The sequence below is a fragment of the Thermoplasmata archaeon genome (assembly GCA_015063285.1).
In the GTDB taxonomy this organism is placed as follows: domain Archaea; phylum Thermoplasmatota; class Thermoplasmata; order Methanomassiliicoccales; family Methanomethylophilaceae; genus Methanoprimaticola.
Genome location: SUST01000006.1, coordinates 43590 through 67187, shown reverse-complemented (window position 1 = coordinate 67187; position 23598 = coordinate 43590). Strand labels below are relative to the sequence as shown.

Here is a 23598-nt window from a genome sequence, read left to right as displayed (position 1 = left end):
TTCGGCCCCTTGTCCCAATTATGTCAAGATTGACAATGATTGACAATGACTTGCAATCGACCGAATTCAACGAGGAGTTCGAATATCTCAGGAGATTCGAGGAACTCAATGGATCAGCCGTTGCGAGCTGCGCTAAGCATACGAACACTGGCTGTGAGAAGGCATGCCCGTTCAACGAGGCCGTCTCAGACTGGCAGAAAGGAGTCCGCAACCACATGAGGGCCACCAAGAACCACAACAAACCCCTTACAATTGTCAATATTTACATAATATTGGGAGAGAACACAATTAATGTCAAAATAAAGGAAAAGGTGAACTAAATGTCAAAAGGAGTACACACATCGGACAGCTGTATAGCGGAATTCCTCGATGAGAAATTCATGAATGCCAAACCTTACACTCGTGACAAATGCAGATGGAGCCTTCAGCGCACGAGGGACTACCTCGAGAACGCGGACCGCTGCTCCGAGCCCCGCAAGATCACGCCCGACGACATCAAATTCCTGATGAACGGGCCCTGGAAGGACAAGACCGTCTCCTACCAGAAGAGCGAGTACAGCTACCTCAAGAGGTACCTCAAGCACTACAACAACGACGCCGCCGCGAAATCCGGAGTGCAGTTCGCCCAGGACATGAGGGTGAACGTCGACTGGCTGGATGAGGTGCAGTACCAACAGCTCCTCGATTTCCCCAAGACCCCTCTGCAGGAGATCATCATCCACCTGGAGCTCTGCATGGGTCTCAGGAGCGTCGAATGCGTCAGGCTGACCTTGGACGACGTGCACGACACCGGAACGAGGCCCTACCTCAACGTACGCGGCAAGGGACGCGGGAACGGGAAGTACAGGACCATCAGCTTCCACAAGGACACCAGGGCCGTCATCGAGAGATGGATGAAGGAGAGGGATCAGATGGTCAGGGACATCATGGCCTACAACCCTTCATGGAAGGATCCGGGAACGCTGCTCATCTACAAGCTCTACAAGAACAAGCCCAGGGGCGGAGCGTACACCGAGCACTCGGGCGCAATCGACGAACTCGTGCTCGACCCGATACGCGATGTGCTCGGCTTCCACTTCGCCAACCACACCCTCAGGAGGACCTTCGGAAGGAGGCTCTACCATGCGGAGGTTCCCATCGAGACCATCTCCAAGATCCTCGGCCACGAGTCGACAATCGAGACCCTGAAGTACATCGGGATCTGCCTCGACGACATGGACGATGCCATGGTGAAATTTGCACAGTATGACCGTAAACAGAGGCTTACAGGGGGTGTCTACTAAGGGTATCCAGAATCAATGGTCCCCGTGAAATCAGGGAGTGGGGACCACTTCCATTCAGTATTCTCGGAGAACACGATTTCGGGTTTTCAAGCTACCAAATTGCATACTACTACAATGTCTGAGCAGGCATGGAAGCAGAAGATCGGAATGACGATTGACATTAGGATACATCTATGATGTGCTACTCGCACCGATAATATGGTTAATTGATTTTGAATCAATTAAAAAATTAATTGTTACTAAAACAATTAGTTAAGAAGTTGTTTTATAATCAAAAATCTATCTATTCAATATGTCGGATGGAGAGCTCATCGGAAGAAACTCGGAACTGGCATATCTTGAGGGCCTTTGGAACAGGAAAGGACTGGTCACCTGCTGCATATGGGGTCGCAGGAGGGTGGGCAAGACATCTATCCTTAGAGAATTCGGTAAAGGTAAGAGGACCATTTATCTGCAAGGGATCAAAGGATCGTATTACGAGAACCTTTCATCATTATCACTAGACATATCTGAATTCCTTGGAGAGGATATCCCGCAATCGCAGGATCTATCGCATCTGATGAAGACGATAGAGGAGATTTGCGAGCAGGAACATACCCTGGTCATCTTTGATGAACTCCCCTATCTGCTGGAATCTGCACCTCAGGCCCCCTCTGTGATACAGAAATCGTTGGACAAGGGCCTGAAAGGACTGGACTGCATGTTCGTCATCTGCGGCTCATCGATCTCCGTCATGCGCAGGGAGACCGAGGATGCCGGCAAACCCCTGTACGGAAGATTCGATAACAGGAAACAGATCAAACCCCTATCGATAGAGGCATGCAGGGAATTCCATCCGAATATGGATTACGAAACGTCCCTGAGATGGTACTGCACCGTTGGAGGTATCCCTTACTATCATCTGAATACAGATGGCAAGGACTATCGGCAGCTCATCGAGGAGAAATTCTTCGACGATGACAGTTCATGGAGGAGTGATGCGGCAAGCATCATCCTCCAGGAATTCGATGGGAACAAGGATTACACCGGGGCCGTCAAATGCATTGCGGACGGGACGGTGAGACAATCCGAGATAGCCGACAAACTGATGATGGACCGCGCCGCATGCAAGAGACTGCTGGACAATCTGGAATTCGTCGGTATCGTGGAACGCAGGACCCCTATGGGGAACTCCCCGAAGAAACCGGTGTATTCCATCAAGGACCCTTTCATCTCATTCTCCTACAACATCATAAGCAACAATATCAGGATGATCGAGAACGGTTCTTCGAAATCTGCTGTATATGATTTCCTCAAGAACGATATAAACAGTCAGATTGGGCAGATGTTCGAGAAACTGTGCGGCGAATGGCTGGACTCGAAATATACCGTGATTGAACGTGGTCAGTGGTGGGGAAGGATCGATGACACTGACGTGGACATAGATGTCGTAGCAAAAATATCAGACGAACATCGCCTGATACGCACATTGGTGGGAGAGTGCAAACTCAGCAGGAAACCCGTGGGATTCACTGCGTACAATACGCTTATATCCAGAGCGAAGGTCGCGAAGTTCACGGAGAATGTCATCTTCGTTCTGTTCTCTGCGTTGGGATTCGAACAGGATCTTATCGATTACTCGGAAGAGAACGGCATCATCCTGATCGATGGAAAGACGCTTTATGGAGATAAGGCTCCACCTACCCTCTTTAACGGATGATGCCGGACGATATGCATCATGATTGGTATGGGATGCCTCCTGACCACTCTTGGATCCAATCGTGTAATCGATCGTTCTGAGAATCGTCGAACGATCATTCCCGATCTGATATCCCGTACTTCAGGAGCAATTCTCTTGCTTTGGCCACAGACTCCTCAGGGATGTATACTGATTTGCAACGGTGTTTGTTCCTACCTTGCATGATCAGACCCTTCTCTTCCAACCGGTCCAGCGTCGGGAAATCATACCCCTTCCAACTGCTGTATCCACCGTATTTCTCCTTGAAACATGTCAGGTACAACAAGATGAAAGTGAGTTCCTCCATCGCTTCTTTGGTATCCTCCATGATACAGATATGCAGATTACCATATACGGATGTATCGGTAACCATCTATCGATTTCTTACAAATTATTCCGAATACATCGGATAGGTGATGATAGCAATTCTTGCTATCTGCCCATAAAGGTAGAGAGTTTCATCTCTCAAATCAGGGAGGGGGACCATCCTTATCCAGCATCTTCAAATTTGGCAACTTACTGGTCAGGGATACCTCTCATCCATAATCGAATGAATTAAAGGAGACCGCTGTCAGGCGTATGAAGGTTGGTTTTTCAAAACTATATCTGCTCTCATTCTTTATAGGCAAAATCAGATGGCCCAATATGGCCGATGCAAGGATTGTGAGGTACTCCATAGCAATCAATGTTACCATTATCGTACTCGTTCTGTACATGATTGTGAACGTCATGTTCTGTATTGTCGATGTTGTCGATTATGCAGCATCGCAAGACGTTTACCTATTCTTAACCAATTGGTCCAACTATCTGGCAGCCATTGTCTCCGTCGGGACGCTTTACTGCATCCATAAAGGGATCAAGAGTCCCCACTTCCTGTTGGTACTGAAGCTGGCTGCCGTTATGATGCTAACGATCACATTGGTTGTAGTGGCCTTCGTTCTGGTTCCGTACCAGGGATGGACCATATTGCTGAACCCGGAGGGCTCGCTGATGGCGCATCTGATCAACCCCATTCTAGCAATCGTGGATTTCCTGTATCTCTCCGACATGGAGGCCATGGGCAAGAAAGGAGGCCATACTGTCGACCATTCCGATGCTGCTCTATATGGTGTTCATAGTGGTGTTCCTGATCATAGCCGGCAACGACGATTTGGCCCCGTATCCGTTCCTGAGGATCCATTCGCAATCTGTGCTCACAACATTGCTGGTCGGCATAGGGGTGTTCGTCACGGGGTTTGTCGTATCTTATGTCTACACGAAAATAGTGAGAAGGACCAATCCCAACCTCCGTCAGGCATCCGGATGATGTACAGGGATTTGGACAAGGCCGCATATTTGCTCGGATTCCTGGTCGAAAAGGTAAACTCGATGGTCGAGAGAAAGATAAGAGATATGATATACGGAAAGACCCTGGATAAATGGCTAGGGGGTTCACCTACGGGGAGAGGTTCTGAGCTCAGTCACACAGCCTATGCTAGATCTCCATGAAATCAGAGCGGAGACCATCTTCTCATCTAGTTTCTGAACAAGACAGTGTTGTGTTCCCTCTTGCCGACAGTCCATCGCCGGAGTCCTCTTAGATTAAAGTTTAGGCAGAAATGAAAGGGTTTAGGCCCCGAAGGGCTGATGAAATGTTCATTCCTTGCTCTCGATATCGATGATCTCCTTGGTCTTGCTCATGTGGACGATCTTGAAACGATATCCGATTATTGCAGCCGCGATAAGGATTATGGTACCGACGGCGAAAGCATCCGCTACGGAATTGGTGAAGACGAACTTGATTTGTTCGTCGAACAATCCGCCCAGATGCTCCAAGATACCTACCCCTTCGTTCGCCCATTGGGTAATCCCCTCCTGTATGGAGTAGTAACTGACACCAACGGCAACCAACATCGTGTACACGCTCGAACCGATAGTCGAACCGATGTTCCTGAACAGTGATACGACAGAGGTGGTCATTCCCACTTCGGAATCCACACAGCTGTTCTGCACACAGGCCATCAGCGATGCCATGAGACATCCAACGCCGAGACCGAATACGAACTCCGAAATCGCCAACTGAGGTACGGAGAATTCGGTGATGAAAGACATTCCCATCATTCCGAGGGCCATCAGGACCGGTCCTGCGAAGATCCAAGGTTTATATCCTGTCTTCTCGACCTTGCTTCCAGCGATGGCTGAAGTGATGGCCATACCGATGATCATGCACAGCATGAAAAGTCCGGCGTTGATGGCGCTGTATCCTTCGACCTTCTGCAGGAACATCGATGTGAACAGTTCGTCACCGATCATCGAGAATCCGAGCAGGAACAGCAACAAGGATGCCGACCTGACGGTGGGGTTCTTCAGCACATGGGGTGCGATGATGGGTTCGGCGGCCTTGGATTCTACTCTGCTGAGAAGGATGATGAGTCCGACCATGACGAAGATCATCACGAGCGACTCAATACTGACGACATCGAATGCCGTTCCGAACATCTGGAAGTAGATGATGAAGACGATCAGAAGCAAGGTGATCAGACCGATTCCTTTGAAGTCTATCTCAGGCTTAGCCTGCAGATTGGCAGGCATTGGGAACTCCTCCTTACACATTATAATTGTTGCCAGAAGGATGGGGATGTTGATCGCGAATGCGAAATGCCATCCAGGGATGCCTGCGATGCTCATGGTTGCGAGCGCTCCTCCGATCAGAGGGCCGATACCCAATCCGATACCAAACAGTGCACCGAGGGCACCCTGCATCTTCCCCCTCTCCTCAGGGGCATACAGGTCCGCAATGACAGCGGCGGAAACTGGAATTATGATACCTCCGGCCATACCTTGGATGGCACGGGCGCAGACCATGATCTCCATGCTGATACCGATGGTAGCAACGATGGAACTCAGAAGGAAGAATATGAGTCCGATCATCAGCAGCTTCTTTCTTCCGTAGAGATCGGAGAGCTTACCTGAGATCGGGATCATGATGGTCTCGAAGAGCAGATAGCCCATCGTAAGCCACGGTAGAAGGCTTGTATTGTTGAACGAGTTACCGATCTCAGGACCGCATGTTGCCGTTATGGAACCGTCGAAGCACGCTACAAGCATAGCGAGTGCGATTCCATACATGATCTTTTTACGAACCTGCGGGTCGATATTCTCGTAAGTTAGAATTTCTCCCGACATGAATGTGCGAAAGAGAACTATCTTTAATAATCTAACACCACAGCGGCTGCAGGACAATCATCGACCGCGACCGCTTTTCGAACCCATTTCTCTGAATCGTAACCCTCATCATCCTCCAGAATTCGGAGACATCGCTCTGCTGTCAAGGCCTTGCTTTATACTTGTATTGATAATCTGATGATAATATCTTAATACATTATATCTGTCAGTTTCTGTAATCAGATTTGACCGCTATCCGGTCGGACCATTGAAATGGTGATTGAATGAGAAAGACAGGAAATGTCGGAAAGACATCTAACTCCGCGAATTCGAAGAAGCTGGCCCTGGTGCTGATGGCTGCTGCGTTCATGCTGTGCGGTACATATATCGTCGCGGTCGGAGCGGAATCAACGGATGCTGTAATACACGACGGGGATATAGGAATACACGACGGGGATACAGGAATAATCCACACTACCTGGAATTCAGGAAATTGTGTGGTCACGTATGATAGCCAATGGATGCAGAAAGACTCTGCAGGATTGGTCCAGATAGGCGATGGTATCCTAAAGGTCAGCGGAAATGGCCCCATGGAGGACTATCACCATGTAGACCACACCGATTGCTCCACCACCCCGTGGATAGATAGGGCCGCATGGGCTTCCCCGTACTACGGATGCAATAAGCTGATCATAGAGGAAGGCGTGACCCATATCGGATCCTTCGCATTCTTCTGCTTGAGATTCTCTGAAGTTGTGCTTCCCAGCACCCTGACCAGTATCGGAAACAGCGCATTCGAAAGAACCGAACTCAAATCCATAGTCATCCCAGACACTGTCACCAAGATGGGAGACGAGATCTTCAAGGACTGCACCCAATTGACTTCCGTCAAACTGCCGAACGGCATAAAGGAACTTGGACTAGATGTGTTCTACGGCGCACCCATCCCAGAGATCGAACTTCCAAGCTCGATAAGGGCTTTGAACGGAACGTTCTCGAACTCAGGTATAAAGTCGATAGTGATACCGGATGGCGTCACGAAGATTGCTTCGAGAACATTCTCAAGCTGCAGTGATCTGAAGACAGTCGTTCTCCCTGATTCCGTCACGGAGATTGAAGAGTGGTCATTCGACAGCAGCGGAATCACCGAAATAAAGCTGGACAACATAAAGTCCATAGGAAATGGTGCCTTCAAAGGATGCGAATCTTTGAAATGCGTCATACTCCCTGAAGGTCTGGAATCGTTAGGAAGCAGCGCTTTTGAAAATTGTACATCTCTCGAATATGCATATATCCCCGATAACTTCAAAGAGATTCCGGGATGCTTGTTTAGAGAATGTAAATCGTTGAAAACGATAGTCCTGCCCGCTTCCATTGAATCGATAGAGGGTCATGCCTTCGCCGGTACTCCGTTAGAATACGTCAATATCCCCGATTCCGTCAAATCCATAGGCGCGTGTGCATTCAGCTCGAACAGCCTGACGTCAGTGGTCATACCGGCTTCCGTCAAATCCATAGACACGATGGCATTCACATCCGAAACCCTGAAATACATCTCTATCGAAGGGACTGATGTCGACCTCGGTTTCTTTACCTTCCTATGCGCAAACCTGGAAACATTCAACGCACCTGCGATCAACGACCCGCAAATAGCCTCAAAGTACATGGGCTCATTCACCTCGATGACGTTCTACGAAAGCGATAAGACGACAAAGGTTGAACCAGTGACTGCGGGTGCCATCGGCGGATACACATGGACTTCCATTGGAGCGCCGGAGAAGGGCAGCGTGTACAAGATCCCGGATCCGAAACCGGAAACGCTCACCTACACGTGGATGAACTACGACGGTACAATACTTCAGAAGACCACAGGAGTACCCCTGAACGAATGGCCTTCGTATGAGGGAGAAGACCCTGTGAACAAATTCGGACTCACGTTCTGCGGCTGGAACTCGGTGGAGGACAGATACGGCAACGTGTTCCTTTTGGCTACATACCAGGTGGGAGATGTCACCGATGTCGGCGGAGACGACGGCATGGACGGCGAGGATGACTCTCCTGCTGACGACACTCCGAAGACAATCGCCACAGTGATCGTTCTTGCTGTAACGGCTATTTTCATCGCAGCCGTTGCACGCAAAGGTTGAAACGATTTATGAGGGGGAGGGCCGCACAACGGCCCGAACCCTCCGAATTCTAATACGATTCTTTTCTCCAGTTATCTTCCAATGAGGGTGTTGAAACTATTGTTCAGTTAACCATCTTCTTAAATCCTATTGTTGCGCCATACCTTTCTTTCAAACTAAAACTCAGAAAAGAATGACAGCTATCACCATCATAAAAGGTATGCTACTCTTTTGACAGAAGTAATTAGATAATCCATCTTTTGGTCTTTTATAATAATAGATTTAATACTACTTTATAGACGTCCATTTTTCACTATTCTCCTCGTAGTGATTACGCTTTATTTCTCTGATTAAAAGTTTTATTGAGTTGTCAACATTGGATGTATTATTACATTATATTTTAATATTAGATTTTAAGTCTTAATTTTTTAGAGTGATTTTTTACAACTCTAATACTATAATTAATTGGTATTTTTTAACCATATTTATGTGTTCTTTAAATACTAATTAACCAAAAAATTAGTAGCTAAAACAAAAATTAACAAAAATCTTATGTCTGAACAATAACTATTTTATACTCATGGATGACCTTTTTTCACTCAACCAATTTCGGTTAGAAGGAGTAAAAAATGAGCAAGGAGGAAATCTATCAGGCCTTAGCCGACTCTGTAGTGAACTTGAAGATCAAGGACGCTGCACCGTTAGCGCAACAAGCGCTCGACGAAGGTCTCGACCCCGTAGAAGCAATAAATGAAGGACTCGTTAAAGGAATGTCTATTGTTGGAGACAAATTCGCAGAACACAAGATGTTCCTTCCTCAGGTCCTGGTAGCTTCCAAGGTACTGTATGCAGGATTGGACATTCTTATTCCTGCAATTCCCGCAGGGGCTTTGGACAACGCAAAGAGAGCAGGCACAGCAGTCATGGAAGGAGACGTCCATGACATCGGTAAAAACATCGTTAAGACCATGTTGACGGCAGGAGGATTCCTCGTCACTGACATGGGTAAGGATATCGCACCTAGTCTGATCGTAGACAAGGTGAAAGAGGAGAAGCTCGAGATTCTCTGTCTCTCAACGCTCATGACCCCCACCATGGATGGAATGAAATCAACCATGGATCTCATGAAGGAATCCGGCCTCAAAGAAGGATGCATTGTCACAATTGGCGGACCACCGACTTCACCTCAGTTTGCCGAGACCATTGGAGCAGACCACCGTGACATCAACGCTCAGGACTGCGTTGCATACCTCAAGGGGTGATTTGAATGGTCGCACCTATGACACCCTATGAGAGAGCAGTAGCAACCCTCATGAACGAGCCTGTCGATGAGCTTCCCGCATACCCTCTTGTCTGCGGACTTCAGAGAAGGCTTCTCCCCAACCAGCCAGTTACCTACAAGACTTGGGCAACTGATGCGAAGGTATGTGCGGATTCATTCGTCGAGGGATTCAAGCAGTACAAATTCCCATACTCTGTTCTGCTAGAGGACCTTTCCGTCACAGCTCATGACTACGGCGCGAACGTAAGGATGGATGCTGAGAACACTCCATTCGTCGATGGTCACATCGTCCACACGGCAGAAGATTACGAGAAGATCGCTGAGACACACCCCGACTGCCATAAGGGCCGTACGGGACACCTCATTGAGATGAACAAACTTGCTGCAAAGGAACTGAAAGGAAAATCATTCCTCATGTCATTCCTCGAGGGACCTCTCCTAACTCTCACCCAAGCAGGAGGAGCGGAGCAGGTCATGATGGACATGTACACTGATCCCGATGCAGTCCACAAGGCACTAGAATCCACGACACAGTTCTGTTGCGAAGCAGTAACAGAGATCGCACAGACCGGCGTAGAAGCAATGTGTTGGGATTACCTTTGGGGTAACTACTCCTGTCTCGGAGACCCTGAATACATGGAATTCGAGGGAGAGAAATACGCCAAGAGGACCAACGAAGCAACCAGGAAGGCAGGAATCGGTCTCGCAATCCACAACTGTGCTGATATGCCTCACCTCGACACCCAGATCAAACTGTTCGGTGTTGACGGATACTCTATGGCATATTACCCTCAGATCCCTGAGTCCCCTACGATGGCAAGCGTCATCGAGAGAGGATACGGCGAGAAGTGTACAATCATGGGAACAATCGACCCCCAGCTCTTCATGAGAGGCACTTACGATGAGGCTGTACAGGTGACCAAGGAACTCTGCCAGGACTGTAAGACCGCAATGTGCAAAGCAGGGCTCAACTCGCACGTGTGCATCGCATCCGGATGTGAGGTCCCTCCGGACCTTGAGACCAAGTGGGAAGTTGTCCAGGGAGTTATGGACGCGACCCACAAGTACGGAGCATTCTGAGAAACATTCTAACCCGCCTTCGGGCGGGGATTCCACCATCCTGCTCCTGCCCCTTGTTTTTCTTCCAGCAGGGCGGTGGAATCCACAATTGAGTGATTCCCATGACTACTACGTTCTTCAAAGCCATGAACGACCATGGCTTCAAAGATACTGAGACCGCATCGGTACGCAAAACCCTTACGTGCCCCAGATGCGGATTCAATTTCTCACTGGTTTACGCCAGGGCATTCGCTTGCCAAGGATGCTCGGAAGCCGTTCGCGGTTGCAACAAAGTACGTTGCAACAAATGCGATTACGAATTCCCTATACTGAACTCGACTGACATCCATAACAAAGATCAGCAAAGGATACTGTCAGACCACATGAGTAATTTCATGTACAACCGTGGCACGGATCGTGGCATATCATCATTCAACAAATGAATAATCAATACCAGAATAGGGCGACCCCTATTCTCCACACCTTCTTACAACCTCTTAACACCGACATCACTAGGACGGGATTCAAGAATCATGACACTGGGATTAGGCCTCGATACCGGGGGCACATACACAGATGCAGCCATAATTAATTTGGACAATAACGATGTCCTTTACTGCACTAAGTCTCACACAACTAGAGAGGATTTGAGTATCGGATTGCGCAATGTAATGATGAAAATCCCACAAGAGTATCTACCAAAGATTGGCGTCGTATCCCTCTCATCTACTCTAGCAACCAACTCAGTAGTGGAGGGAAAAGGATGCAGAGTAGGACTCATATGCATCGGCAATGATTACGACAATTCAGTTAGGTCTGACTTTTCCATAGTGATTTCTGGAGGCCATGACCTGCATGGAAATGAGGCGAAACCGCTTGACATCGATGCCGCTACAAAATTCCTGGAAGAGATCAAAGGGAAGGTAGATGGACTGTCAATCAACAGTTTCCTGTCAGTCCGCAATCCTGACCACGAGAACAAAATCAAGGCTTTGGCCAAGTCCATTCTGAATGTGCCTGTGATATGCGGACATGAATTATCTTCCGGACTCGGCTTTAACGAGAGGACGTCCACATCCATAATGAATGCGCGCCTCATCCCGATCATCGACGACCTCATCAAATCAGTTAAGAAAGTCATGGAAGAGCTGTCCATTCATGCCCCTCTGATGATAGTACGCGGAGACGGATCCATGATGGGCGAGGACATCGCAAAAGAACGTCCAGTGGAAACAATCATATCCGGACCAGCTGCGAGTCTTATAGGAGCTATGGTGCTGACCGGACAAAAGAACGCCATCGTTATGGATATGGGAGGAACTACGACAGACATCGGAATCCTTCGTAACGGAAGACCGCGCCTTGACCCCGAAGGTGCGATCATCGGTGGAAAACGCACGAGGGTGATGGCTGCTGACATCGAGACTTCTGGTATTGGAGGGGACAGCCGTATATTGGTGAACGGCCCGAATATGATACTTTCATCTCTGAGAGTAATGCCTGTGTGTCTTGCCAGCACCGAGTGGGAATTTGTTCACGATTACTACAGAAGATTAACGAATATCGCATCAAGGCCTTCCCCACCTGCGTTAGGCGAGGACAACATCATACTCGATTGCGAGATGTTCCGCACCCTCAGGATACCTGAGGAAGGCCGTATTATCACACCAACAGACATGAGTCTGCTGGAGCTTCTTAAAGATCATCCGTACAGCCTGAACGAGGCAGGCGAGATTCTGGGAATACATCCCATGAACTTCAACATATACAAACTCGAATCCCTCGGTTACATACAAAGGATAGGTGTAACGCCTACAGATATCCTCCATGCTGAGGGCACATATTCCGAATTCGATGCAGAAGCTTCTCTGGCCGCAGTAAACTATCTTGCAGACAGAATGGGATCGAACACCGAATCCTTCATCAAGGAAGCGAAGGACCGCATAAAATACAAACTATGCTTGGAACTGATGAAGGTCATCTACCATGAGGAAGGGGGGCACACCATCAGCGATGTGGCTCAAAATATGCTCAAGAAAGCAGTCTTCCATGAAGGTAACAATGACTACAGCTGCAGCATTACGATAAAACAACCGATCATAGGCATCGGTGCCCCGTCAGGAGTATACATCAAATGGGTGGGAGAGGCGTTCAATACCCCTGTTCTCATCCACGAATACTCCGGAGTAGGAAATGCAATCGGCGCCATTACTTCCTCCATCTCCGAAGTCCTGGAGATTCTGATAAAACCGGAAACAATCGGTGCTACCGAGAGCAAAGTAGAGGTATTCTCCAAGATGGGCAATGTAAAATACGATTCCATGGAGGAAGCCCTCAAGCATGCCGAAGAAGACGGACGCAGATATGTTCAGGACGCCATAGACAGAAGCGGTGCTGAAGACATTTCAATCAGCGTTGAAACTGATCGCAGCACGTTCAAGTACGGTAACTCGAAGGATTACGGAGAGGACAATCCTCTGGTCGAAATCCACATGACGATAAGGGCTGCGGGTAAGCCCAAGCAATTCAGGTGAATGTGATGAGGATAGGCATTCTCGCATGCGACATTCTGAAGCCGGAATTGGAATACCTTACAGCCGGCGATGAGGACATCGTGATGAAGAAGTATCTCGAATTCGCACTGCACGAAGACCCCCCGCATATGAAGGAGGTCATACTCGAGGAAGCAAAAGAATTCGAAGGAAAGGTGGACGTCCTCTTCCTAGGATATGCGGTTTGCAACTCCTTGGAGAGAATAACCGATGAGATTCCCATACCATCTGTGATGCTGAAAGGTTGTGACTGCATCGAAGCGATACTTGGCCCTGATGAATACAAAGCGGAGAAGAAAGACTGCACAGGAACATGGTTCAATACACCCGGATGGGCCCTGGAAGGCACACAGGGACTGATTAAAGAGTTGCACCTAGATATGCTTGAGGACTTCGAACCTGAATTCTTCTTCGACATCATCTTCGATTCTTATCAAAGGGTACTTTTCCTGGACACAGGGATCGGCAACGAGGATGAATATCGCGAGCTCTCAGAGAAATTTGCTAATGAACTCAATCTAAAACATGATTGCAGAAAATGCGATATAGATAGGATCAAAAAAGCGCTTACTGAAGCGAAAGGATTAGCAAGTGTGTAAAGAAGGAAGGAAAATGGCCAAAGTAGTAGTGAACATGAATACATGCTCGAAGCAGCATGTAGTCGAGGTGAAACTGAATGATGAAGGGAATCTGGATGTGATAATAACATCCAACTGTCCTCATGTCAAGGAATATGCGAAGAAACTTACCGTGATAACCATGGATGATGTTACTACATTTGCTGGAAGCAAAGTGGTGGATCCCGAAGTTAGAGCGACGCTGTCCTTGCCGTGTCTGGTTCCTAATGCGGTATTCGATGCCGCATGGCTCGAGATAGGGCTTCTATCTCCTAACCTATGCAACCTCGCACACAACAACGAGATCGTCCTGGATGGTCAATAAACCGATAAGGCTGAATCACGAACCGATCTTGTATCTCTCAGGCGGTATCGTGATCTCAGCCACATAACTATGTCCCTTCGGAATCCATTTTACATCCATACCGTTGCCCTTGCAAATCTGAGTGATCAGGACCGTTGGTAACGGGTCGAGATAGAACATTCCTGATTGATTATTCCCATAGGATAACGGATGCACACCGTCGTCCATGAGGGTCAGTTTAAGATTCCCGTCCTCAACGCTGAACTTTACCTCTATGGAAGTGATGTTTATGCATCTGTTGGAGACCATGTGTCTGTATTCGTAGAATACGCGGGACAAAGAATTACTGGCGAACACCTTGATGCTTGCCAATTTGATTTTGATGTCCAATGACGAACCGATATAATCGTCGAATCCTTTGTCGATGACCTCGTCCAAATCTACCCATGACAGATTGCTGAAGTCCATCATAGTCACCGATTTCAAGAATCTCGAAATATCCTCCAGTTTGTACTTGATGGTCACGAACTTCTCATCAGAATCCTTGATGGTTTTCAGAATCGCCACCACAGACATCAATTCGTTACTGACCAGACCCTGCATCAATCTCAAAGTGGCCTCATCACTGCTGATCTTGCTCTTGTACTCCAAGATGTTGGTCACCTCAGTGAAGATCACACCGTAGCCGTCGAGGCCTTCCTCACTGAATTTATTGATAGTGAGTGACCATTTCACATTCCCGACATCGAAAACAATACCGTCATCCAAATCAGTATAATTGGCGATACGCGCGATTATGTAATCGACGATCTCCCCCCTATTCTTAGAAAGGTCCACCATTTCTGTGGTAGGTTTCAAACCTAGAATTGATGCAGCGTTATTGTTATAGATTGCTTTGAAACCTTCACGCGTCACATACATTACGCCGAACGGACTCCTATCAAGTATCTTCCTGTAGATCGCCAGCTCGCTCTCGTACCTGTTCTTGGTGATGACGGACTGCTGTATCTTGAAAGCCTCTTGGAACAGCTGCTGGACATTGTACTCATCGGACGTGTTGTATTCCCTTGCCTTGTTCCCGACACCCACTGTACCGATGATCTCTCCATTCAACTTGATCGGGACCATCATCAGGGTCTTCATCTCCACATGGCCCATCGGTGCTCCGTGTTTCATGACATGATTCGTCGTCTTATAGTCATCAATGATCACAGTTTTGCCTGTACGGACCGGTGCTGCCCACAGGCCTGCTTCATTCAGTTTGAAATCCATCTGCTTATTCTGCACACGGCATTCATTCATCGCTGACTGGGACCAAGCCAGCATCGTCAGCTTGTTCTCCGGGATATTCACAAAAGCAACGTATCCTATCTTACTGTCCGTCAGATACATGGCATTCTCAAGAGCATAATTGATGATCGCTTGGAAATCATATTGATCCTGCTTCGCCAATTCGACCAATGAGGAATATCTCTTAGTGTCCAGCATGTGCTGTCTCTTGACACGGTATCTCTCAACGGCGAAGATTATCAGATCCACGAGTTCCTTGTAGTAGTCCGCAGGTTCTTTGTCGGCAATACAAAGATAATTGTCCACATGCTCATTCACTGCAGAAGACATCAGCTCAGGATCGCATTCTTTGGACATCAGAATAAGGGGCAAATCCACGTTGAAACGATTCAACGCCTTCATGATTTCCACAAACCTTAGCGTTTCAGTCTGCTCTATGATGATAACATCAATAAGCTCTGCAGCGTTAATCAAGCTCATCAATTGGTTAACATCGCCGACGACTACGGATTTGATGTCCTTGTTGAAATGATGTAAGAATTTCTCAGTCAGACTGATAGTAATCTTTGCATCACTTATTATCGCCGCGTAATACACTCCATCACCATCATTCTGTCTCTAAACAAAGTTAAAGATTACAGCAAGCCTGATAGTATTGATGCCCCTGCTTGTTCTTAACTGAGTACGACATAAGCATATTTTAACCTGACTTTATATTGATACTGGTTCAGTTCATAAAGACCATCATAAATGATCCAATAAACAGTCAATTATGAATGATTATTCCTATCGTCTCGATATGTGTTGATATTTGTCTGTAGCATCTACCATAAACGGCATTAATCTAATCCTCATCCCAGCTACTGTCGACTACTAGTGTAATGAAACAAGAGAATAGGGGCTATGAGGGACACGATCTTCTATTATCGGTATTCAGTTCTCCACATCATCGTTGCCCTTCTCGCCCTTCGGCACAGTGGTAGTCTTCTGCGATGGCGCCATTCCTGTATCGATATCGTCCGAATGATAGATGACATACGGATGCTCATCCACCGTTATGATGTCAGAGGTGACTCCGTAAACATCTTTGATCGTGTCTGCGGTGAGTGTCTCGTCAGCCGGTCCGTCCGAGTAGACCTTTCCCTTACAGAACATGATAACGCGATCGGAGAATTTCGCAGCAACATTTAGATCATGACAAATCACGAGAACCGTTATGTTCCTCTCATGCGCCAGGTCGCGCAATAACTTCATCGTGTACAGTTGATGATAGATGTCTAGATTGGAAGTAGGTTCATCGAGCATAAGGAGATCGGGCATCTGCGCAAGCCCTCTTGCGATCATGACCCTCTGGTGCTGTCCGGCTGAGAGTTCGTTGAAGTTCCTCATCGCGAACTCGCCCATATGCATCTTCTGAAGACTGTCTGCGGCGATTTCCATATCCTCTTTGGTCACGGTATATCCTGAATGGGGATACCTTCCCATCAGTACGGTATCCATGACAGTCATGGCGAAAGTCTCTCCGGATGCCTGAGGGACATACGCGACCCTTTTCGCTATATCCTTGTAGGAAAGCTCCATGACATCCTTTCCGTCAAGCAAGACACGGCCTGAGGTCGGCTCCAGGATCTTGTTTATCGTGTACATGAATGTCGATTTACCGACTCCGTTCGGCCCCAAGATACTGATCAGACCAGGCTGATCGATGGTCAGGTTGATATGCTCCCATATCAAGTTGTCACCATAAGATACCCCTAGATCCTGAGCCTCAATCTTCAATGACATCACCACACCTCCTTCTTCTGTCTGAGCAATAGGATCATGAACACAGGTCCTCCGATGATCGACGTGATGATTCCGATGGGCAGCGTGGGAAGAACAATCTGCACGACACAGTCAGCTAATAGCATCAAACCTGCACCCATGAGCCCGGCCGCCGGGATAAGTATCTTGTTATCTGAACCGACAAAGATACGGGCTATGTGCGGTCCGACCAGTCCGATGAACCCTATGACTCCCGTGAACGATACTATTCCGGCTGCGAGCAGCGAAACGGTGACAAGCGTTATTATGCGCGCCTTGTTGACATCCACACCTATGCTCTTCGAATATGAATCTCCGGCATTCATTGTGTTGAGCACCCTCGCCATATACAACAGTACGATGCCTCCGAGCAAGGTCATGAGGAACACATATGGAACGGTCTCCCAACTGGCCGAATTCAGGGACCCGATGGTCCACGCTATGACGCTGGCGGCAGCGTCCGGATCTGCGACCAGCATGAGATAAGACTGCACCGCGTTGAAGATGTACATCAGGGATATACCTGACAGGATTATCATGGCTGGGGACGGTTTCTTGTAAAGGGATATGAGAATGATGAACGCCGCGGGCAGAAGTGCGAACACGAATGCGTTGATGACCGTTCCGAAGCTGCCTCCTATGATGGCAATCCCCAAGGTGATGGCTATGGTGGCACCTAGAGCAGCTCCTGAGGATATTCCTGTGGTGTATGGATCGGCCAACGGGTTCTTCATCATGCTCTGCATAGCGGCTCCAGCTATTGCCAGTCCCATTCCAGCCAATAGGCCCATTATGACACGGGGCATCCTAAGCTCCCAAACAACCATCATGTCAGTGGACATGACCTGGTCCCAATCCATCAGCCTCTCGAAGATGGCTGCATATACGTCGATGAAACTCAGGGAATACGCTCCGAGACCGATGTCGATACCGAATGTTATCAGACACAGTACGGCCACGACCAACAGCATCATGAACTTGGCATACTTGTATGCGCTGTATTGTCTGATGATGTCCTGATTGGTCACTGCACCATCCGATTGCTTCTTCACAACCTTGGATGAACTCTCGGACAGACGCAGCTTCAGGCCCAGGTTGGCTATCTTGCTCTTGTACTTTATCTTCATTCGGCCGCCTCCCTCATCCCTTCAGATCCCCCGTTATGCTGAAATCCTCGTTGATGACGACCATACGCAGCATCCTGCAGAGGTCGCCTATGTAAAATGTATAATCCGTTCTGTCCTCCGAATGAGTCCAGACAGTTGTTTCGATATCGCCGATCAGTTCCTTGCCTATGCATTTGTATGAGCTCTTGACGGGCAGATCGTCGCTGCCGAAAACAATACCGAATTCTATGTCTTTGCTGCAACTGACAGAAGTGATGGTCGATTTGCCCTGATACAAACGGTACATCCCGGTCTCGGGAACATACTCGATGGTGCATTCTCCAGAGCATTCCTCACCCATCAGCGTTCCGGTGACCGCAAGATTCTGAATCCCCTCATGGGGGTCAGGGTGCATACTGGACATACCTTGGTAAAGGGCGAACATCACCATCGATCCTGCTATCAGGACCACGCACATCAGAAGTGCGGAACCTTTCGATCCCAATGATTCGTCGCCCATCATATCACCATGATCCTTGGCCAATAGAGGGAATCCTCCAGGCTCTCATAGTTGTAGAAATACTCCCCCATGGACCCGTCCTCATCGTATATCCCCATCCATTGAAGGCTTTCGTTGACGATCTTCTTGACATCGAACTCCGTCCATCCGTAAAGCACATTCGCGAGACCCGCTATGTAGGCCAATTCATGGGGTCCGGTGGCGTAGACCCATCCGAATGTCTGAAGTGTGACTGCATCCTTTCCGCAGTATTTGTCCAGGTATTGCTTCGTCTGATTGTAGATGACATCCGCATCCGGTCTGTCCGGATTTATGGGGCCGATGTTGTATGGTCCCGAAAAAGTGCCGATGAAAAAGTCGAAATGATATATCCTGTAAATCTCCGCCAGAGTCTCCTTATTAACAGAAACGGACCAACTCGTAGCAGGTGCACCGATACTCTCGAGATACTCGTGAGTCACATCTATTATGCCCATCTTCTTGAGGCTCTGATACTCGCCGGATGTTACACCGAGCATATCGAAGGTGTCCATGGAAACGTTGTCGGTATCGCTCAGCACTGCGATGACCACTGCCTTCCTCTCCTCATCGGTCAATGCTGCGACCTTCTCCATTATCGCGTTATAGTAACCGTCATGCCAGGAAACCCATTCCGATGCCCTGTCATACTTGTGGAAGAGATATCCGAGCGTGAGCATTCCATTGCAGACGGCACCCCTCTCCCAAGACTGTATACGGACCAGCTGAACTGTACAATTCTCAAGCTGCTCCTCGAGATATCCGGTGTTCCTTGCATACCTGGAATTCATCACTGCCGTGAGATAACCGTCACCATACTCCTTCGCGACCTGCAGATACTGCTCGGCACTGATATGCCTATATGACCCCGTACTCCCCAGTTCAGAGTAATCCAAAACTCCTGCAAACTCCTTCCAGTATGTCCCGTTATCAGGGGTTATACTGACTTCTGAATTGGCACACCTGTCGTCGAGTGCGATGATTGAATCCACATCCAGGATCATCAACATCTGGAGAGTCTGCGTGAGGATGTTCGATGTATGGAGCGGCCAATCCATGTGGTATTTAGATACCACGAAATCGCAGTCCACATAATAGGCAACATCATTGTATGTGTATAGGCCGTTCGAATCCTTGGCGATCATCTGCTCCAAGCGTTCCACATCGCCGTCATCTATGACTCCGTCATAATTGGCATCGCACATGAAATTATCAACATAATCATATGAACTCAAACTTGCGATGTGATTGACGATCTCCAGATCATCTTCATCGAGGTCGTCATCTAGATCGGCATTGCCCAGGATGAGTAGACGAGCAGGATAATCGCTGTCATTTTCATACATCGCCCGCAGAGCATCAGCTAGATAATCCTTGTTTCCTTTCTCATGATCTTCGCCGCTCAGCGACATGTAGACCGCTGTCGATAGTATAACAACGGCTATCACTATCACAGCCAACGCTCTCTTTTCCACAGATGCCACTTGGATTGATAATCCAATACGCACTCTCTTAAACAATATATAATGATGAGGACCGTAACGGCCGCATATTCAGCATTTGTTTTTCTCGCTTTTTGATAATCGATAACAAATGGTCGACTACCTTCGTCACATCTGTGTAACGGTTGAACCGTTGCCTATAATCCCTTTCAAGGAATCGGCATTGATCAGATCCCCGACCTCCAAGGTTCTGATCGAAGATTCCCCATCCTCTGAACATACTGAAACTTGATAGTTCTCCGGCGCATCGAGTTCCTGTATCCTCATGGTTCCATCCGGAGATCTAAGCTCGTATCCGTAAAGGACTCTGAATGTCTCCGGCGCCAATCTGAATCCTAGGCCCAAGGCCTTCATATAGCTCTCTTTGGCAGTCCACATCCTGATGAAGACGTCCTCGCGATCCTTCTCTTCCACCTTATCGATGTAATCTTCGTATTCTTCTTCGGTCATCACTCTGCGGGCTATGTCCATATTGCGACCGACAGATTCGATATCGATACCGACAGGTGAATCCGATACAGCAAAAGCTACGTAATGTCCTGAATGAGAAAGATTGAATTCCACCCCTTTTACATGGAGCTTACCGTTCTCATCGGCGGTCACCTTCCCATAGGACCGTTCCACCAATCTGATGAACAATCCAGCGGTGATACTGAGCATCTTGTCCTTGGGGAATCTGTAGAAATCGGCCTTGCCCTTCCTTTCGTCCGACAGGAGCGCATATGCCCTGTCATACGTCTGTTGGTCTTCAAGAGGGGTGCAGTCCGTGATGAAACAGTGAATCATTCTATGTCCAATGTATCGTAGAATCCGGTCATCTCAAGGATCGCACGGACGTCGTTGTTGACGCCTATCAGCTTGATCCCGTTCCTGTCCTGCATGATCTCGTCCGCGTTCAGTATGACCCTCAGTCCCGCTGAGGAGATGTACGGCACCTCAGACATGTCCAGTTCAATGGTCATGACGTCGTCCCCGACCTCCAGATCCGTTCTCAACTCACCTGTGTGGTCCGGAACTATCAGAACCAGGGCAGCTACCACTAATGTGAATACTGCCGTGATTGCCAACAGTACTGTGTAAGACCTGTTCATCAGGAAGAAATCTCATCTATCAATTATATCGATTCCCTTGCTACAGTCAGTTAATCCATCTTCGAATGTTTTTCGAACTAGAATATGCATCCCTGTAAAATATGGAAAATGTAATCCAAGAAGCATGAAGATGTATCAAGTCGATGCATTCACTGACCGTCCGTTCTCGGGAAACCCTGCTGCTGTTTGCGTTTCGAAAAAAGCTCTGAGCGACGACGTCATGCAGAAGCTAGCTATAGAGAACAACCTCTCTGAGACGGCCTTCGCGGTCGGAAGCGATGGGAGATATGAACTTAGATGGTTCACCCCCGGCGGGGAGATCGACCTATGCGGGCACGCGACCCTGGCGACGGGATTTGTAATTCTGAACTATATCGAACCTGATGCATCCCAGATAGAATTCAGCACCAAGAGCGGTATCCTGAGGGTCACCAGAGAAGGAGATTGCTATTCAATGGATTTCCCGCTTATCAAGACCCAGCCTATAGATGTCACCGAGGACTTCGTCGATGCAATTGGGTGCGACATAGAAGAAGCAGCAATAGGTTACAGGGACCCCATATTGCTGCTAAAGACTGCAAAGGATGTCATCGACCTCGATCCTGATATGGGAAAAGTGAAAGAACTCAAGGATGGACTCGGCCTTTTCGTCACAGCCCCCGGATATGATGGATTCGATTTCGTCTCCAGAGCATTCTGGCCCAAATTGAATGTGGATGAGGACCCGGTATGCGGTTCTATGCACTGCAGCCTGGTCGATTTCTGGAGCAAGAAACTTGGAAAGAACCGTATGGTCGCACGCCAGGTATCAGAACGTGGAGGCACGCTCACCGTTGAAATTATAGGAGACAGGGTTAAACTGAGCGGCAAAGCGATTCTGTTCGCCACTTTCGAAGTAGATGACTCGATCCTGTTCTGAGCATCACTCGATCTTGCGAATCACACGGGCCGGCACCCCTCCGACCACTGTCATCGGGGGAACATCCTTCGTCACGACCGCGCCTGCAGCAACCACAGAACCGTCCCCGATGGTCACACCTTTCAGGATGGTCGCGTGGGAACCGACCCATACATTCTTCCCAAGGACTATCGGGGCCACATGATTCTCTGCCCTTCTATTCGGATCTAGATCGTGGTCTATGGTAGCGAATACCACCTGGTGTCCGATGAAGCAACCGTCCCCTATCCTGATTCCTCCTTGGTCCTGGAAACAGCATCCTGAGTTGATGAACACGCTTTTGCCGATCGTGATGTTCTTACCGAAGTCCGCATATATGGGAGGGAATAGACAGAAATCATCGGGAACATCCTTGCCAATGAGCTCGGACACCATCTCCCGGAGCTCCTTATCCTCATGGAATCCCGTATTGATCCTGGCAGTGACCATCTGTGCTTCTCTCGCATATTTCCTGAGAACACTCATACCATTGCCGTCGGGACCTATCGTCTGACCGGCATTGAGTCTTTCCAACAATGCGTTCAATTCCTGGTCCGGTGTTCCGTCTGCCATATCAAGTCTAAGGATATTCGATTACATTAATTGTTGTCAGAGATCGATATCCGATTGGCTCACCCGATCGTCATGGATGCTCGATCAGAATGCATGTGAAATCCGTCCTGTATTCCTTGCTGTAGGCGTTGATGATGACGTACTCGATACCGGAAATGGTATAGAGCGCACAGAACAGGATGAACGTCAGATCGAATCCCAACAACAACACCATGAACGGCAGGAAGTATACGATGAATCCTGCGGTCTTGTTGATGTATGAATGGACGGATGTGAACTTCTTGTATCTGACGTAGCCGATTATCATGGCCAAGAGACGGATCGCTGCAAGGATGATGATCCACGCTATCATCCATGGCTTGAGTTCGTAGTACAACAGGAAACTGACCACCAACGATACTATGAAGGCGAAATCTCCCAAACTGTCCAAATGACTTCCGAACTCGCTTACCAGATTGTACTTTCTGGCGAGATATCCGTCCAAGAAGTCCGTTATTCCGCATAGGCAGATCACAATGAAGAACTCCAGAGTGAGAGGTTCGAACAGGAGCATCGATAAGGATAGGATTATCCTCGAAAATGAGATGATGTTCGGTATTGATTTGTTCATCACGATTCCCTCAGATGGGTTGCCAGAGTGCTTAGATGACACTAATCAAACCGAACAATATAAT

The 23598-nt window shown here is 48.2% G+C and carries 23 protein-coding genes; 12 read left to right on the top strand and 11 right to left on the bottom strand.

What is annotated here, in order from left to right:
- The first annotated feature begins 20 nt into the window (after window positions 1-20).
- The 3 genes from E7Z62_05225 to E7Z62_05215 all read left to right on the top strand — a co-directional run bounded on the left by E7Z62_05225 (window position 21) and on the right by E7Z62_05215 (window position 2982).
- Window positions 21-320 carry a hypothetical protein gene (locus E7Z62_05225; GenBank protein ID MBE6522512.1) on the top strand — a complete coding sequence of 100 codons (300 nt, stop codon included), beginning with the start codon at window positions 21-23 and terminating at the stop codon, window positions 318-320.
- Complete coding sequence (locus tag E7Z62_05220; protein ID MBE6522511.1) at window positions 321-1283, top strand: site-specific integrase; 963 nt, start codon at window positions 321-323, stop codon at window positions 1281-1283.
- Between the two features lie 292 nt (window positions 1284-1575).
- Window positions 1576-2982: a hypothetical protein gene (locus E7Z62_05215; protein ID MBE6522510.1), complete on the top strand. Its 1407-nt coding sequence runs from the start codon at window positions 1576-1578 to the stop codon at window positions 2980-2982.
- Window positions 2983-3076: 94 nt separating this feature from the next.
- Here E7Z62_05215 and E7Z62_05210 read toward each other — a convergent pair whose 3' ends face one another.
- Entirely contained in the window at window positions 3077-3331 is a 255-nt protein-coding gene (locus E7Z62_05210) for a transposase (protein ID MBE6522509.1), read from the bottom strand.
- Between the two features lie 314 nt (window positions 3332-3645).
- Here E7Z62_05210 and E7Z62_05205 point away from each other — a divergent pair, with 314 nt between their 5' ends.
- A complete protein-coding gene (locus tag E7Z62_05205; GenBank protein ID MBE6522508.1) occupies window positions 3646-4488 on the top strand; it encodes a hypothetical protein in 843 nt (280 codons plus the stop codon).
- Between the two features lie 147 nt (window positions 4489-4635).
- On the opposite strand, the gene E7Z62_05200 is transcribed toward E7Z62_05205, so the two are convergent.
- Entirely contained in the window at window positions 4636-6165 is a 1530-nt protein-coding gene (locus tag E7Z62_05200; protein MBE6522507.1) for an MFS transporter, read from the bottom strand.
- Window positions 6166-6428: 263 nt separating this feature from the next.
- Between E7Z62_05200 and E7Z62_05195 the strand changes: the two genes are divergently transcribed.
- The 7 genes from E7Z62_05195 to E7Z62_05165 all read left to right on the top strand — a co-directional run bounded on the left by E7Z62_05195 (window position 6429) and on the right by E7Z62_05165 (window position 14105).
- The gene (locus tag E7Z62_05195) at window positions 6429-8291 is read left to right on the top strand and encodes a leucine-rich repeat domain-containing protein (protein MBE6522506.1); all 1863 of its coding nucleotides are present in this window, start codon (window positions 6429-6431) and stop codon (window positions 8289-8291) included.
- Between the two features lie 608 nt (window positions 8292-8899).
- Window positions 8900-9532 carry a methionine synthase I, cobalamin-binding domain protein gene (locus E7Z62_05190; GenBank protein ID MBE6522505.1) on the top strand — a complete coding sequence of 211 codons (633 nt, stop codon included), beginning with the start codon at window positions 8900-8902 and terminating at the stop codon, window positions 9530-9532.
- 5 nt (window positions 9533-9537) lie between these two features.
- Window positions 9538-10632 carry a hypothetical protein gene (locus E7Z62_05185; protein MBE6522504.1) on the top strand — a complete coding sequence of 365 codons (1095 nt, stop codon included), beginning with the start codon at window positions 9538-9540 and terminating at the stop codon, window positions 10630-10632.
- A gap of 101 nt (window positions 10633-10733) precedes the next feature.
- On the top strand, window positions 10734-11054 hold the full coding sequence (locus E7Z62_05180) for a hypothetical protein (GenBank protein MBE6522503.1): 321 nt from the start codon (window positions 10734-10736) through the stop codon (window positions 11052-11054).
- Window positions 11055-11144: 90 nt separating this feature from the next.
- On the top strand, window positions 11145-13145 hold the full coding sequence (locus E7Z62_05175) for a hydantoinase/oxoprolinase family protein (GenBank protein MBE6522502.1): 2001 nt from the start codon (window positions 11145-11147) through the stop codon (window positions 13143-13145).
- A 5-nt stretch (window positions 13146-13150) separates the two neighbouring features.
- Window positions 13151-13762 (top strand): DUF1638 domain-containing protein, encoded by a 612-nt coding sequence (locus E7Z62_05170; protein ID MBE6522501.1) that lies wholly within the window; start codon window positions 13151-13153, stop codon window positions 13760-13762.
- 13 nt (window positions 13763-13775) lie between these two features.
- The gene (locus E7Z62_05165) at window positions 13776-14105 is read left to right on the top strand and encodes a hypothetical protein (GenBank protein MBE6522500.1); all 330 of its coding nucleotides are present in this window, start codon (window positions 13776-13778) and stop codon (window positions 14103-14105) included.
- Window positions 14106-14120: 15 nt separating this feature from the next.
- Here E7Z62_05165 and E7Z62_05160 read toward each other — a convergent pair whose 3' ends face one another.
- The 7 genes from E7Z62_05160 to E7Z62_05130 form a co-directional block, all read right to left on the bottom strand.
- A complete protein-coding gene (locus tag E7Z62_05160; GenBank protein ID MBE6522499.1) occupies window positions 14121-15971 on the bottom strand; it encodes a GAF domain-containing protein in 1851 nt (616 codons plus the stop codon).
- 336 nt (window positions 15972-16307) lie between these two features.
- Window positions 16308-17159: an ABC transporter ATP-binding protein gene (locus E7Z62_05155; GenBank protein MBE6522498.1), complete on the bottom strand. Its 852-nt coding sequence runs from the start codon at window positions 17157-17159 to the stop codon at window positions 16308-16310.
- On the bottom strand, window positions 17159-18304 hold the full coding sequence (locus E7Z62_05150; protein ID MBE6522497.1) for an iron ABC transporter permease: 1146 nt from the start codon (window positions 18302-18304) through the stop codon (window positions 17159-17161). The genes E7Z62_05155 and E7Z62_05150 overlap by 1 nt, the downstream gene beginning before the upstream one ends.
- A gap of 13 nt (window positions 18305-18317) precedes the next feature.
- Window positions 18318-18803: a hypothetical protein gene (locus E7Z62_05145; GenBank protein MBE6522496.1), complete on the bottom strand. Its 486-nt coding sequence runs from the start codon at window positions 18801-18803 to the stop codon at window positions 18318-18320.
- Entirely contained in the window at window positions 18803-20296 is a 1494-nt protein-coding gene (locus E7Z62_05140) for a hypothetical protein (protein MBE6522495.1), read from the bottom strand. The genes E7Z62_05145 and E7Z62_05140 overlap by 1 nt, the downstream gene beginning before the upstream one ends.
- Before the next feature lie 135 nt (window positions 20297-20431).
- Window positions 20432-21109: a 4'-phosphopantetheinyl transferase superfamily protein gene (locus tag E7Z62_05135; GenBank protein MBE6522494.1), complete on the bottom strand. Its 678-nt coding sequence runs from the start codon at window positions 21107-21109 to the stop codon at window positions 20432-20434.
- The gene (locus E7Z62_05130; protein MBE6522493.1) at window positions 21106-21414 is read right to left on the bottom strand and encodes an STAS domain-containing protein; all 309 of its coding nucleotides are present in this window, start codon (window positions 21412-21414) and stop codon (window positions 21106-21108) included. The genes E7Z62_05135 and E7Z62_05130 overlap by 4 nt, the downstream gene beginning before the upstream one ends.
- A 124-nt stretch (window positions 21415-21538) precedes the next feature.
- Here E7Z62_05130 and E7Z62_05125 point away from each other — a divergent pair, with 124 nt between their 5' ends.
- A complete protein-coding gene (locus E7Z62_05125) occupies window positions 21539-22333 on the top strand; it encodes a PhzF family phenazine biosynthesis protein (protein ID MBE6522492.1) in 795 nt (264 codons plus the stop codon).
- Window positions 22334-22336: 3 nt separating this feature from the next.
- Here the strand turns inward: E7Z62_05125 and E7Z62_05120 are convergent, their stop codons facing one another.
- Both E7Z62_05120 and E7Z62_05115 read right to left on the bottom strand, forming a co-directional pair.
- On the bottom strand, window positions 22337-22924 hold the full coding sequence (locus tag E7Z62_05120) for a sugar O-acetyltransferase (GenBank protein MBE6522491.1): 588 nt from the start codon (window positions 22922-22924) through the stop codon (window positions 22337-22339).
- 70 nt (window positions 22925-22994) lie between these two features.
- Complete coding sequence (locus tag E7Z62_05115; GenBank protein ID MBE6522490.1) at window positions 22995-23534, bottom strand: CDP-alcohol phosphatidyltransferase family protein; 540 nt, start codon at window positions 23532-23534, stop codon at window positions 22995-22997.
- Window positions 23535-23598 lie beyond the last annotated feature (64 nt).